This is a genomic window from Alteromonas sp. KUL17 (assembly GCF_006538305.1).
Lineage (GTDB): Bacteria > Pseudomonadota > Gammaproteobacteria > Enterobacterales > Alteromonadaceae > Alteromonas > Alteromonas macleodii.
Window position 1 is genome coordinate 54,467 of record NZ_BJKJ01000024.1, and the last position, 12,731, is coordinate 67,197.

12 protein-coding genes and 1 other RNA gene are annotated in these 12,731 nt (G+C 42.9%); 6 read left to right on the forward strand and 7 right to left on the reverse strand.

Features of this window, described 5'->3' with window-relative positions:
• Positions 1–72: 72 nt before the first annotated feature.
• Positions 73–2,769, reverse strand: coding sequence for a TonB-dependent receptor (locus KUL49_RS17115; protein WP_131138061.1), 2,697 nt, complete (start codon positions 2,767–2,769; stop codon positions 73–75).
• Between the two features lie 320 nt (positions 2,770–3,089).
• Here KUL49_RS17115 and KUL49_RS17120 point away from each other — a divergent pair, with 320 nt between their 5' ends.
• Complete coding sequence (locus tag KUL49_RS17120) at positions 3,090–5,060, forward strand: choline BCCT transporter BetT (protein ID WP_014949310.1); 1,971 nt, start codon at positions 3,090–3,092, stop codon at positions 5,058–5,060.
• Positions 5,061–5,090: 30 nt separating this feature from the next.
• Complete coding sequence (locus tag KUL49_RS17125) at positions 5,091–5,567, forward strand: MarR family winged helix-turn-helix transcriptional regulator (RefSeq protein WP_012518305.1); 477 nt, start codon at positions 5,091–5,093, stop codon at positions 5,565–5,567.
• 92 nt (positions 5,568–5,659) lie between these two features.
• Here KUL49_RS17125 and KUL49_RS17130 read toward each other — a convergent pair whose 3' ends face one another.
• Together KUL49_RS17130 and KUL49_RS17135 are read right to left on the reverse strand one after the other, a co-directional pair.
• Positions 5,660–6,007, reverse strand: a complete 348-nt coding sequence (locus KUL49_RS17130) for an RnfH family protein (protein WP_014976384.1) — start codon at positions 6,005–6,007, stop codon at positions 5,660–5,662.
• The gene (locus tag KUL49_RS17135; RefSeq protein ID WP_014949308.1) at positions 6,004–6,435 is read right to left on the reverse strand and encodes a type II toxin-antitoxin system RatA family toxin; all 432 of its coding nucleotides are present in this window, start codon (positions 6,433–6,435) and stop codon (positions 6,004–6,006) included. The genes KUL49_RS17130 and KUL49_RS17135 overlap by 4 nt, the downstream gene beginning before the upstream one ends.
• A gap of 145 nt (positions 6,436–6,580) precedes the next feature.
• On the opposite strand from KUL49_RS17135, the gene smpB reads away from it, so the two are divergent.
• The gene (gene smpB / locus KUL49_RS17140; protein WP_014949307.1) at positions 6,581–7,060 is read left to right on the forward strand and encodes an SsrA-binding protein SmpB; all 480 of its coding nucleotides are present in this window, start codon (positions 6,581–6,583) and stop codon (positions 7,058–7,060) included.
• Between the two features lie 98 nt (positions 7,061–7,158).
• On the opposite strand, the gene KUL49_RS17145 is transcribed toward smpB, so the two are convergent.
• Positions 7,159–8,382, reverse strand: a complete 1,224-nt coding sequence (locus KUL49_RS17145; protein ID WP_131138062.1) for an NADH:flavin oxidoreductase/NADH oxidase family protein — start codon at positions 8,380–8,382, stop codon at positions 7,159–7,161.
• A 393-nt stretch (positions 8,383–8,775) separates the two neighbouring features.
• On the opposite strand from KUL49_RS17145, the gene ssrA reads away from it, so the two are divergent.
• From ssrA to KUL49_RS17160, 3 genes are all read left to right on the forward strand, one after another.
• Positions 8,776–9,134, forward strand: a transfer-messenger RNA (tmRNA) gene (ssrA, locus tag KUL49_RS17150).
• Between the two features lie 151 nt (positions 9,135–9,285).
• Positions 9,286–9,531, forward strand: a complete 246-nt coding sequence (locus KUL49_RS17155) for an integrase arm-type DNA-binding domain-containing protein (protein ID WP_207308464.1) — start codon at positions 9,286–9,288, stop codon at positions 9,529–9,531.
• A 345-nt stretch (positions 9,532–9,876) separates the two neighbouring features.
• Complete coding sequence (locus KUL49_RS17160) at positions 9,877–10,962, forward strand: FRG domain-containing protein (protein ID WP_131138063.1); 1,086 nt, start codon at positions 9,877–9,879, stop codon at positions 10,960–10,962.
• A gap of 285 nt (positions 10,963–11,247) precedes the next feature.
• Here the strand turns inward: KUL49_RS17160 and KUL49_RS17165 are convergent, their stop codons facing one another.
• Genes KUL49_RS17165 through KUL49_RS17175 form a run of 3 tightly spaced genes read right to left on the reverse strand, consistent with a single transcriptional unit; the run spans position 11,248 to position 12,455 of the window.
• Entirely contained in the window at positions 11,248–11,673 is a 426-nt protein-coding gene (locus KUL49_RS17165) for a hypothetical protein (RefSeq protein ID WP_131138064.1), read from the reverse strand.
• A complete protein-coding gene (locus KUL49_RS17170; protein WP_131138065.1) occupies positions 11,673–12,206 on the reverse strand; it encodes a type II toxin-antitoxin system HicB family antitoxin in 534 nt (177 codons plus the stop codon). Before KUL49_RS17170 ends, KUL49_RS17165 begins: the two co-directional genes overlap by 1 nt.
• Before the next feature lie 6 nt (positions 12,207–12,212).
• On the reverse strand, positions 12,213–12,455 hold the full coding sequence (locus KUL49_RS17175; protein ID WP_131138066.1) for a type II toxin-antitoxin system HicA family toxin: 243 nt from the start codon (positions 12,453–12,455) through the stop codon (positions 12,213–12,215).
• Positions 12,456–12,731: the final 276 nt, after the last annotated feature.

The following is a 12,731-nucleotide window of genomic DNA, read 5'->3' on the forward strand; positions in this document are numbered from 1 at the left end:
ATATGCTTCCATCAAATGAAAGACAGTCACGCTTTCAACTTTTTACTAAGCTTATAAGCGATTAGTCTTACATTAATAATAATCGTAAGAGAAACGAAGCCCAATAGTGCGCGGTCTATTTGTCACTACTTTCGGTGTAAATTGCTGTGTGTCTATATTCAAAATCGCTCTTTCATCGAATACGTTGTCGATATATAGCTCAGCTTTCCACACGTCATTTGTCACACCGACAGCAAGATTAGTCAGTACGTACGATTCCTGCACGTATCGACCACCGCGGAAGGTTTCACCATTTGCATCGGCATAGGTTACACCTTCAAATACATCAGCTTCTTGTTGGATTTTAAGACCAGAATCAGTGCCATAGATAAGTGACGTGGCGTCTTCCATAACATAAGCGTCCATTACCATGCCTGCTAAACGGTCGCCGGTATAGCTCACTGAGCCATTGATATAACCGCGCTTGTCACCCTCTAATTCGAAGAAGTATCGCGCGTTAATGTTTCCTGAAAACTCAGCTGAATAAGGTAGTTCCGAGCCAACACCAGCAGCAATACCCTCTAGTTCCGAATTAACTCGCGTTAGCTCAGTATCAAGCAAACTAAACGCAGCATTAATAACAAGGTCGTCGCTAGCGAGCCACGTCATATCCGCGTCAAGCCCTTTAATTTCTGCGTCGCCCACGTTATCGGTAAATACTAAAAACGAAATATTTGTTGGGTCAAAGCGAGAAGTTTGCAGCTCTTTAATTTCAGAATAGTAAGCCGTGGCGTTAACTCGAACTAAGCCATCAAAGAAGTCTCCCTTTAAGCCAAGTTCGTAGTTATCAAGTGTATCTGTGGTTGAGTAAACAGGTATACGGAAGTTTTCGAACTTTCCACTTTGATTGTCAGCCAGTCCGCCACCTACACGGTTAGTCACCGGTGGTCTAAAGCCTTCCGAATAGTTTGCAAATAGCAACACGTCTTCATTTACTTTCCAGTCTAATGAAAACTTATAAATAGTGTCGTCAACGGTAAGTACGCCGTTATCGTCAAGTAGGTCTACTTCCAACTGCCCACTTGCAATGGCGGCCTCGACAAGTTGAGGGTCTAGTCCTACAGCGGCGAGTTCATCAGGATCTTGTGTACCGAATGCGCGGATGCGTCGCGTGACGTCTACCGTTGTGGTTGATCCCACGTACTTATCGTCAATTTGATACCAACGGGCACCAATACTTGCCGTCAAGGCATCGGTAATGTCGTATTCAAATTGACCAAATACCGCGATTTGCTCAATGGTGTGAGTGATGTCGTTTACGAAGCTTACCTCTGCTGGGAATGGGCCGCCATCACTGTTTATCCCCTCATTGCCTTTAAGTGTTCTTTGCAAATTGTTGAATATTTCTAGTTCCGTATTTGCAATGTTAAACTGACCAACGGTAGCGACTTCTTGATCATCATAAAACAAGCCTGCTGTGACTCGCCAAGGCGTATCCATCGTTGTATTGAAGCGAAGCTCGTGCGTGGTACGCGTGCTTGTTGTGTCTTCACGATAATACTTGGTGGGGTCTAAACAGCGCTGGTCTTCCGCAACCGGGTTTGAATAGTCACACACATAGTAAGAAGAAAACAACCCTCCGTTTGTGTAACCGGTATAGTCTGCCAGTGTATCGATCTCTCTATCTAAATAGCCACCGGTATAAACAACATCTAACTTTTCCAGACGGCCTTCCAACGTCCACGTTGTTAAGCCAAATTCATCTTTATTCTCTTCGGGCTGGAAACGTATTGCAGAGCTTTCTCCCTCTAGCGTTGGGTCGTAGGCAAACACTCCCTCGGTGTCTAAGGTTTGTTGTGTATGCTGAACCAGCACATCCCAATTGTCGTTAAAGTGATAAGACAAACCAAATCGTGCGCCGCTATACGTTGCATCATTGAAATCTTCTTCTACCAATGCGTCATTTTGCGGTGACACCACTCTCGCTTCAGAATTCGAGTTTATCCCAGGGCTGATTAAGCGATTCCTATCCATTTCTTCTGGCTCTGCCAACTTACCGAAGTTTGCAGAGATACGGTCGATAACCACGGCACTGCCAATATAACCGCCTTCGCCTGGCACATTTCGGACGTTATCAATCCATCCGCCCTGCTTGTCGTTGTATGCCGCTACACGAACCGCTAAGTCGTCGGTAAGAGGCATGTTAAAGTACGCTTCAACGGCATTACTCATTTCACCATCTTTGGTGAAACTGATGTTGGTATCGAAACCCGCGGCAAAGCTAGTGTGATCAGGTTTATTGGTGATAAGGCGAATAGTACCAGCTTGAGAACTCGCGCCGAAAAGCGTGCCTTGTGGCCCCGGTAACACTTCAACACGCTGAACATCTGTTGCGTAAACGTCTAAATTACGCCCTGCCATTGAGACAGGCATTTCATCAAGATAAAACGCGACTGAAGGCTGTAGAGCCTGCACAGATGAAAGCATGATGTTTGATTGTGTGGTGGCAGCGCCGCGAATGTAAATCTCGTTTTGCCCTGGTCCTGTACCCTGGAAAACCACATTTGGGAGGAATTCAACGTAGTCTTGGAAGTTATCTATACCGAGATTTTCCAACGCTTTACCGTTTAACGCAGTGACTGCAACCGGAACGTCTTGAATAGATTCACTTCGTTTGGTGGCGGTAACTTCAATGGTTTCAAGTTTAGCAGGCGCTTTAGTTTCTTGCGCAGCCAGAGAGGTGGATGCCAGTGCAGCGATGATTGCACAGCTAAGCTGAGTTTTTCGCATTTGTGTGTGTTTCCTTCAATTGTTTTTTATTCTTCGGACAGTGTTTACTTAAAACACATATCAAAAAGATCATATATTACGATACACAATCTATTAATTATTTCTACTCTAACGATTAATAATTAACCAAAAACACCTAAAACCTAGCAGAAAGTCTAATTTATATCGTAAAAACAACTGCAAAAAAAAGACTGCACTTTGACTCACCGACCAAATACATACAAATCAAATAATTTCATCTGATGTTTATAAAAAATGCTCCATGCGGTATATTTCTGCGTATAAACCGAAATTTATAAAAGGTGAAAGGAATTTACTGCGTGATTGAGAACGAAAATAAATCTCCACTCAACAAGCCGGTGTTTATTACATCGTCAGCTTTAATCCTATGTTTACTTATCTTCGCTGCTGGTACTCCTGAAACAGCAGACGCGCTTTTCCAAAAGCTTCAGAGCGCAATTGTGACCAACGGTAGTTGGTTTTATGTATTTACTGTCGCAGTAATTGTGGTGTTTGTTGTTTTCCTCGGCATGTCACGCTACGGCGAAATTAAGTTAGGCCCAGATCACGCAAGCCCCGAATTTAGCTTTGGGACCTGGCTTAGTATGTTGTTTGCAGCAGGAATGGGAATTGGGCTTATGTTCTTTGGCGTTGCCGAGCCCTTAATGCACTTTTTAGCGCCCCCAACTGCGCAAGCTGAGAGTATTGACGCCGTTCGCGAAGCAATGAAAACCACATTTTTCCATTGGGGTGTTCATGCTTGGGCAATTTATGCGGTAGTGGCGCTGATTTTGGGCTATTTTGCGTACCGTCAAAACTTACCTCTTACACTGCGTTCTGCTTTATATCCTTTAATTGGTGATCGGATTTACGGCTGGCCTGGGCACGTGGTTGATATATTCGCGGTTACATCAACGGTTTTTGGTGTATCGACGTCGCTAGGCTTTGGTGCTTCGCAAGTAAATGCGGGGTTTAACTATTTATTTGGTCTACCGTCAAATACTGGTGTTCAAATAGCTATAATGGCAGGCGTTGTTGGTTTAGCCGTTATTTCTGTAACTACTGGCTTGGAAAAAGGCATACGCCGTCTTTCAGAAACCAATATGGTTTTAGCCTTACTGTTACTTTTAATTGTTCTTGTTTTAGGCCCAACCGTATTTTTACTACAAGCGTTCATGCAAAACACAGGGGCTTATCTGTCTGATTTAGTGCGCAACACATTTAACCTGTTCGCCTATGAAAAAACAGATTGGATTGGTGGCTGGACCATCTTCTACTGGGGTTGGTGGTTAGCATGGGCGCCGTTTGTTGGCCTGTTTATCGCGCGTATCTCATACGGTAGAACCATCCGCGAATTTGTGATGGGCGTACTGCTTATTCCATCAGCATTTACACTATTTTGGATGACCGTATTCGGCAACGCCGCTATTGATCAGGTGTTAGTGCAAGGTAAAGACGTACTTGCACAAATGGTAAATGAAGATACTTCAGTGGCACTGTTTGTATTTTTAGAGCAGTTCCCTTTCGCTTCAGTACTAAGCCTTATAGCAGTATTGATGGTCATTGTGTTCTTTGTAACCTCATGTGATTCGGGTGCCATGGTTGTCGATATGCTGTGTTCACACGGTGAAAACAATACGCCGTTGTGGCAACGAGTATACTGGGCTGTTGGCGTTGGTGTGGTGAGTTCAGTGCTGCTTTACGCTGGTGGGCTTGGCGCGCTGCAAACTATGACGATTGCCGCCGCACTGCCATTTGCTATTGTGTTGCTTATCGCTATATCGGGACTATTGAAAGCCCTTCGTATCGAGGCGTACAAACGTGAAAGTTTACAAGTACTAACGGGTACACCGCAGCATAATGACTCTGACAAAAACTGGAAAGAGCGCCTTGAAAATATTGTGACCTTTCCAGATGAAACTGCCGTTCGTCGTTACATCAACAAAGTGGTGAAGCCTGCGCTAACAGAAGTAAGCGAGGAGTTTAAAGCGCAGCAATTCGAAATAAAAATTGAAGATACGGACGAAGCACTCATATTAACCGTTGATATGGGCAATGACCCTGAGTTCATTTATGCTGTGCATCCTGTATCGACAGAACAGCCTGAATTTGGTCCAAGTGACACACCAGCACTGGACGAAAACAAAAAGGCCACGTACTATCGCGCCGAAGTGCACCTTAGTGAAGGTGGTCAGAACTATGATATTATGGGCTGGTCGAAGATTTCGGTCATTAATGACGTCATCGATCACTATCATAAGCACCAACATTTTATTCATTTGCTTAAGTAACCGCTGGGTTACGCATTTGTTGGAAGTAACATGCGAAAAGAAGAAGAACTATTAGTGGCACTACGGCGCGTAATACGCGCTGTAGACCTACGCAGCAAGCAGCTAAGTAAACACGTGGGTTTAACAGGCCCACAGTTATTGGTGATGCAAAATATTGAAGAGCGCCCGGGTATAATGGTGCGCGAAATTGCAGAGAATATTAACTTAAGCCCTGCAACCATCACGAATATTCTAGATAGACTAGAATCACGAGACTTAGCTACGCGCATAAGAAGTACGCAAGATAAACGAAAAGTGGGCGTATTCTTAACCGAACGCGGTAAAGAGGCAGTGGTTGACGCACCTCGCCCGCTTCAAGAACACTTTGTCGAGCGTTTTTCACAGCTTAAAGAGTGGGAGCAAAGCCAAATGGTCGCTACCGTTCAGCGAATTGCTAGCATGATGGATGCTGAAGATATTGATGCCTCCCCTTTCCTGGAGTTAGGCAGTATTTCAGAAAAAAGCTAATAGCCTTTGTCTTCTTTACAAAAAATGGCCTTCACTTGAAGGCCATTTTTGTATCTATCTTTGGCGCTGGCGTAGAAGCGCTCAGTTGACTGCTATGACTTCGCCTTAAGTGGATTTACCTTTCCACCTGTGATTTTGTCAGCGCGCCCTTCCTCTTTCGCTTTCTCAGCACGGCGCTTGCGGATTTCTTTAGGGTCAGCAATAAGCGGGCGGTAAATTTCAATACGGTCGCCATCGGTAAGCGTGTCGCGAAGCTTAACCACGCGGCTCCAAATACCCACTTTTGTTGCTTTCAAATCAATCTCGGGAAACTGCTCAAGCACGTTAGACGCGTTTATCCCTTCTTCTACCGTCGCATTCTCATGAATAGCAACATCAATGATAGTTTGCTTGGTGGGTAACGCGTAGGCAACCTCAATATTGATGAGCTTCTTACTCATGCGTACACGCTCCGCGCTCGGTCTGTAAACGCTGCAACCATACTGCTGGCTAAACTGTTAAACACTTTACCAAAAGCCATTTCAGCTAGCTTATTGCTGAATTCAAACTCTAGGTTTAATTCAATTTTACAGGCTTCTTCTGATAACGCTGAAAATGTCCAGCCACCGGTAAGCGAGCGAAACGGACCGTCGACCAGTTGCATTTGAATACTTTTACCTGGCTCTAACACATTGTGCGTTGTAAACCATTGCTTGATACCTGCTTTTGCCACTAACAATGACGCTTTCATGCTTTGCGCTGACGTGTCGAGGATTTTGCTGTCGGTACAGCCTGGCAAAAACTCAGGGTAGGAAGCTACATCGTTGACTAAGTTAAACATGGCTTCTGCACTATGAGCTACAAGTGCGCTTCTATGAATACTTGGCATTGATCCCACTACAATTAAAACTCTTGGCGGCATTGTATCACAGAAAATTTGGTTCGCTCGTATTCGGTTTTGAACCAAATGCCCCAATATAAGATAACAATGACAACTAAAGACATTTCGTTGAACAATCAGTATAATAGCCAGCATGAAAAAGAATAAAGCCAACAAAAACACCACAGGAAATATCGCGCAGAATAAAAAGGCGCGTCACGACTATTTCCTAGAAGACAAGTTCGAAGCCGGGCTTGAGCTTCAAGGGTGGGAAATTAAAAGTATTCGTGCCGGTAAAGTGAACATTACCGATGCGTACATTATTATCCAAAATGCCGAAGCGTATTTGGTAGGGTGTAGAATTAGTCCGCTGAATCAAGCCTCTACCCACGTTATCGCAGCCCCTGAGCGCGCGCGTAAATTGTTGCTCAATAAACGTGAAATAGATCGTCTAATGGGTGCTCGAGACCGCCAAGGTTATTCAATCGTAGCCACATCTATGTATTGGAAAAAGTGTTGGGTGAAACTAGAAATTCACTTAGCAAAAGGTAAACACGCCCATGACAAGCGTGACACCATAAAAGACAAAGATTGGCAGCGCCAAAAAGAAAGAATGATGAAGCACAGCGTTTAACGCTGTGTTTTTTTATGTACTGTGTTAAATGAAGGGCGATATAGACTGGCTTTAAACAAGAAAATTACACGGCAAGCCGTTCTATTCTTCTGTTTGCGTTAACCCACATCCCGTTTCGTCATTTTCTTGCGATGCAGCATATCAAGAACAAGGCTCCATAGCGGAGAGGGATCTCGTAGTGTGGTTAGGTTGTTTCCAAGGCGTCTAAGTTGTCTTCGCACCATAGCCATATTTGCAAGACTAGCCAACGATTTATCTTTCCAAGCACAATGGGGAATAATGCCAGAGTAAGTCCACTCTTGCTGCCACTTTTTCGCTAAGTCGGGCGTAATAGCAAGGGCACTGGCTAATCCCACCAGAGCGCAGCCTTGTTCAATCACTTCTTCTGCTACTTCGGCTCTTTTGATACCACCTGTAGTCATAAGTGGAATCTCAGTTTTACTTACCAAGGCCTGTGCGAACTCTAAAAAGTAAGCCTCTCTGGCAAGGGTGGTATTGTCGCGAGTTTGCCCTTGCATGGCAGGCGCTTCATAACTACCGCCAGACAACTCGACAACATCAACACCCAAGGCTTCCAAGCGGTTAACCACTTCACAGGCATCATCGAAAGAAAAGCCATTTTTCTGAAAATCTGCAGAGTTAAGCTTAACCATAACAATGAAGTCTTTAGCGCAAACTGCTCTAACCTGACTGACTATATTTATTAGCAAGCGAGCGCGGTTAATAATAGAACCGCCCCACTCGTCTTGGCGCTGATTAGTAAGCGGTGATAAAAACTGCGTAAGTAAATAACCGTGAGCGGCGTGAATTTCAACGCCATCGAACCCGGCTTTTTCAGCTTGCTTAGCAGTTTGAACAAACCGTTTGCACACATCGTGAATGTCTTGGCAGGTCATTTCACGTGGTTGAGCAAACAACTTAGAGTGCTTGCCCATATCAAGCGGTACAGCAGAAGGCGCAATAGCTTTGCCTTTCATCGCTTTAAACACCTGTCGACCAGGATGGTTAATCTGCATTATGGCCAAAGCGCCATTAGACTTAATGATTTTTGCCCACTTTTGAAACGGCGCAATGTCGGTGTCTTTTTCTAGTGCAACGCCACCAGGCCCTGTCATGGCGCCTTTATCGACCATAACGTTGCCTGTGATCACCATGCCTAAATTGCCGTGGGCCCAATATCGATAGAGTGAGTACAAAGACTCTCCGGGAATATTTCCCATACTCGACATATTTTCTTCCATAGCAGCTTTAACAAGACGGTTTCGCGCTGTTACGCCACATGGCAAGGTATACGGAGAATACAATATGGAATCTGAAGACATTTACACTACAAGCCTTTTAATTATGCTCACGTACTTTAATGGTTCTTGCTACTAATTGCATCATTACATCAGCACTATTTACTTAAAAATTCGCTAAAGTAATCAAATAAAAAGCGCTATTTCAGTTTATAAATTGCGTTTCTTGCACAGCCCTTGTGCGCTCGGCACTTGAATTTTACTCAAGCATCTACATATCTATGATAGTTCAATAATACTCAATGTTTGTGTGTTGCTGTTTAAGCAAAGCTTCAACTGAAGGCCACACAGGTAAGCTTTTGAAAAACTAGATGTTATTTTTGGTTGATTTATAGCCAAACCCTTAAAATTTATAGTAATTTTCAAAAGAATGTATTTCACCATGTAACAATTGTGCTATTATTGAAAATCACACTCGGGGCTGATTAGGATTCGACAGGATCTAGGAAGCCGGAGGTGCATGCAGAGGAGCGGTTTGCCTCTTAAAAAGCCGCATTTAAATAGTCGCAAACGACGAAACATACGCACTAGCCGCTTAATAACCGGCATAGGCCCTTCCACCCTAGTCTTTTCCTGCTAGCGGGGATTCGGAAGGTCATCCAAGTAGGATAGCGAGGGAACCTTGTCTAAGGGTGAACCGCGAAACAGTATTAGGCCAGCTGCAAGGAAATCCTGTTTGTCGGAGTTCCAAGCAGTTAAACAAATGACAAACTAAGCATGTAGTACCAAAGGTAGACATTTTCTGGACGCGGGTTCAAATCCCGCCAGCTCCACCAATTCAATAAATTAAGACGTCCTATGACGTCTTTTTTTGTCCACAAACAATTAAAATCAATAACTTAGCGTATTTTAACGTTCAATGACTTCCTCTAGCTTCTTTGATCTTTAGGTACACTACGCAAACTAGATGAAATTGGTGTACCCATTATGGCAAAAGTTACTACACGGCTATCTGATAAAGAAATAAAATCTGCAAAGCCAAGCGAAAAAGAATATAACCTGTTTGATGGTGATGGCCTGCGACTTCGTATTAAGCCAAATGGTTCTAAAAATTGGATATTTGATTACTACAGACCTACAAGCCGTAAAAGAGCTAATCTCAGTCTAGGTAAGTACCCTGACCTATCACTAGCGAATGCTCGTAAAGCGACGCTTGAAGCGAACCTAATTTAGGTAAAGAACTTTTACCGCAGGCGACTCGCAGGTAATCATTTCGACAGATTGCCTAGCGAAAAGGTAACTAAAAATAACGAACGTGGCGACGCAGTTGGGAAGAGGTTAAAAACGTTACGCGATAATCTTGACTCCGACAAAAGGTACGTACTTCGCTCGATCCGTAAAACTGTATCGACTCAATTCGAGCGTGCGGGTACAAGTCAAAACCGAGCCGCATTGATTATCGGCCACGAGAAAACCGGGATGAACTATGGCTTGTATTCTGCCGGATTGGATATATTTAAGAGATAGTAAAATTTTTAAATGACTAGCTATAGCACAACTAAATAAGGAAGGTTTAAGATGAATTTACCCATGTGGGGCCAATGGCTCGGCAATGCGAGAGGGTCCAATAGGGCCGGACTTATTCTTAATATTGATAAGGATAAACCATCGGAAGGCTTTATACATTTTCGAGATAGTGATCTTAAGCTAAGTTCAATTGCAGCCAAGGTTAAATTTGAAAGCGACGGAAGTAACCTTGTCGGTCAACTGTCCGATATTTGCCCATCGATACGATCCGGAAATACCGATGAAGTAATCCCAAAGTCAGCCCAAATTAAAATTGACAAACTGCTACCAGAACTAATGGAAGGGACATGGTGTGCTGATAATGGCCAAGAAGGGAAGTTCTCGTTGAACCGCAGGGAGAGTACTACTTCGCACGTTATATCAGAAGAAATCGAGTGGGAAGACTTCATCAGCTACGCAATAAAAGCAAAAAGGGAAAATCCGAAACTGATATTCAGGGGACAGCCCGATTCAACTCTCCCATTGCGAACATCATTTCACAGGACAAATCGACGCGATTTAAGTCGTTACTCCGTCGAAGACATGAACAATTTGAACAAATATTTGGTTAATTCGAATAAAGGGAAGTTTGATCTAGCTGACCCAACTCAGTTTGCATCATTAATGTCCCTAGCTCAACATCATGGTTACCCTACACCACTTCTTGACTGGTCTAGGTCCCCACTCGTAGCTGCCTTTTTCGCTTTTCGCGGCCTAAAGTTAGAAGATAAAAACGGCCATGTCCGAGTTTACGCGTTTGATCTGCAAAAGTGGGATACGCAAGGACAAGGCTTCAACTCCACATCTGTTGACGAGCCTCGTTATTCAATCACTCCAATAGACATAGTTTCGCAAGGAAACTCACGAGTCCTCCCACAGCAATCCCTGTTTACTTTTTCAAACATTACAGACATGGAGCGTTGGATTACGATACATGAGAAAACCGGAGGAGAAATCATTAAAGCGTTCGATATTAAAAAGGATTCTAGGCAGGCTGCTATGAACGATCTTGAAAATATGAATATCAGCGCAGCAAGTCTATTTCCCGGACTCGATGGTAGTTTTGAGGCTTTAAAGGAACGAGCCTATAAGCGGTAAGCCCGAACTCAAAAAGGCATTGCCTTACGGACATCAAAGTCCACCCAAATAGGTACACGATTGTGTTCAGTTAGTATTATGCACTTCATTATTTGCACTCAATCAGGCTTGCTTTTAACTTTACGCGCATCATCATGGTTTCAATAAAGGCACAAATCAATTCAAGCAAGGGGCACGCTAAAGATAAGTACACCGGGGGAAGTTCAGTTGAATAGAACACAGAACTTAAGCTCGATAAAGTGTATGAAAACCGCCCCTAGAGGCGGTTAGGAAATCAAAATTCCTTTAAAACTCAATAGGCGCAGTGATAAATGCCGTGTGAGACAGGAACGAACGCATGACAGATTTTAGATATTTTGAAGCCATAGCTTCTGAAAAATGAGATACGGTTTTGTCAGGATATAATTCCACCCATTTATCTAAATCTAAGTCTTTAGGCAACTTCTTTTCCGTGGAAATAATACAAGCATTATAAATGTTTGCAGTTAAATGGCACAGCTCTTCTTTTTCCGTCTTAATCTCAATACGTGCGTTATAAAAACCCTCATACTTCGCATGTAATTCATTCTCTGTGTCTCTCCCTACGATCTCTTTTTCCAAAGAAAACGAAGATATCACCTGAGCCTTCATTTCACTTTTCGCTACGCGTTCATCGTGAAAATCAAAAGCCAACAGCCTTGAACCATTGTCTGAAATGCTAAATTCAGCCATCAGTGAGCCCCCTCTATTGAACCATAGTCGATATTGGAATCTTCCGTTTTTAAATCAAAACTCATTGCGGACTGTGCCTTCGATTTTGGTACGATAGCTCCGGATAATTGAACTCTATGGTGAGATAGATTACTTCTAACGACCTCATAACTGACGTTGAGAAGGTTTGAAACGTAGTTTTCCAATAACTCATCGCCTCCATTTACGTAAAGCTCAATCGCTTTGGTAACGACTACATTTAATTGGACACCTTCACTTTTTGCTTTAATCAACGCTTTTCTGTGAAGGTCTTCACCAATTCTGACATTGAAGCTACCGGAGCAAGGTTTTTCAGGTTTTTTACCTACCTCTCTACAAAACTCAATATATTCGTCTATTTGCGCTTCAAACGCCTTCTTAAGCTCTGGGATGGTATCTGCACCGAAAACAATACTGTCGTTTATAAATTCAACTTTTCCATACAAGCATTCGTCCTCAATAGAGAAATTAACAGATGCGTGATAATTCTTGTATTTAAGCATTTTATCTTTCATTTAATTTTATTGCTCCTTCAATAACTCAATTGCTTCATCGACCACGTATTTCAAGACTTCGTTACCAGGATGTGGCTCATGCCACATTGCAACTTGACCTGTTTTTGCATTGTAAAATTTTCTTCCAGAGCCACGTTTTGCGTTTTTTACCGTAAAACCAGCTTCTTTCATTACTTTCACGAGGTCATCCCACTTAAATTTAGAGGGCCTTTCAAGCAATTTCTCCTTGAGTTTTTCAGCTTTACTCATAAAGATGTTCGTCCATAATTCATATTGCAACTGAATTTTAGTTGCATGAGGAGTTTATACGATACTTGGGTAACTTCAAGTTCAATGAACATAAAATAAGCCATGTTGTGTCATTTAATCTAGTCGTCATGAAAAATTGCCTCATCTAACGAAGCCTTATTTGATCGTTCTTATGGATACTAAGATACAGGTTAAGTGTATTTTGAGTAGGGAAACAAATAACTTTATCATCAGTCAATAAAATCTTACCTGTTAAGTAATATATAGTTACAAGGT

Coding starts and splice junctions, on each gene's coding strand:
- KUL49_RS17115 (WP_131138061.1), bottom strand. CDS start 2,769: ATGCGAAAAACTCAGCTTAGCTGTGCAATCATCGCTGCACTGGCATCC.
- KUL49_RS17125 (WP_012518305.1), top strand. CDS start 5,091: ATGCGAAAAGAAGAAGAACTATTAGTGGCACTACGGCGCGTAATACGC.
- KUL49_RS17130 (WP_014976384.1), bottom strand. CDS start 6,007: ATGAGTAAGAAGCTCATCAATATTGAGGTTGCCTACGCGTTACCCACC.
- KUL49_RS17135 (WP_014949308.1), bottom strand. CDS start 6,435: ATGCCAAGTATTCATAGAAGCGCACTTGTAGCTCATAGTGCAGAAGCC.
- smpB (WP_014949307.1), top strand. CDS start 6,581: ATGAAAAAGAATAAAGCCAACAAAAACACCACAGGAAATATCGCGCAG.
- KUL49_RS17145 (WP_131138062.1), bottom strand. CDS start 8,382: ATGTCTTCAGATTCCATATTGTATTCTCCGTATACCTTGCCATGTGGC.
- KUL49_RS17155 (WP_207308464.1), top strand. CDS start 9,286: ATGGCAAAAGTTACTACACGGCTATCTGATAAAGAAATAAAATCTGCA.
- KUL49_RS17160 (WP_131138063.1), top strand. CDS start 9,877: ATGAATTTACCCATGTGGGGCCAATGGCTCGGCAATGCGAGAGGGTCC.
- KUL49_RS17165 (WP_131138064.1), bottom strand. CDS start 11,673: ATGGCTGAATTTAGCATTTCAGACAATGGTTCAAGGCTGTTGGCTTTT.
- KUL49_RS17170 (WP_131138065.1), bottom strand. CDS start 12,206: ATGAAAGATAAAATGCTTAAATACAAGAATTATCACGCATCTGTTAAT.
- KUL49_RS17175 (WP_131138066.1), bottom strand. CDS start 12,455: ATGAGTAAAGCTGAAAAACTCAAGGAGAAATTGCTTGAAAGGCCCTCT.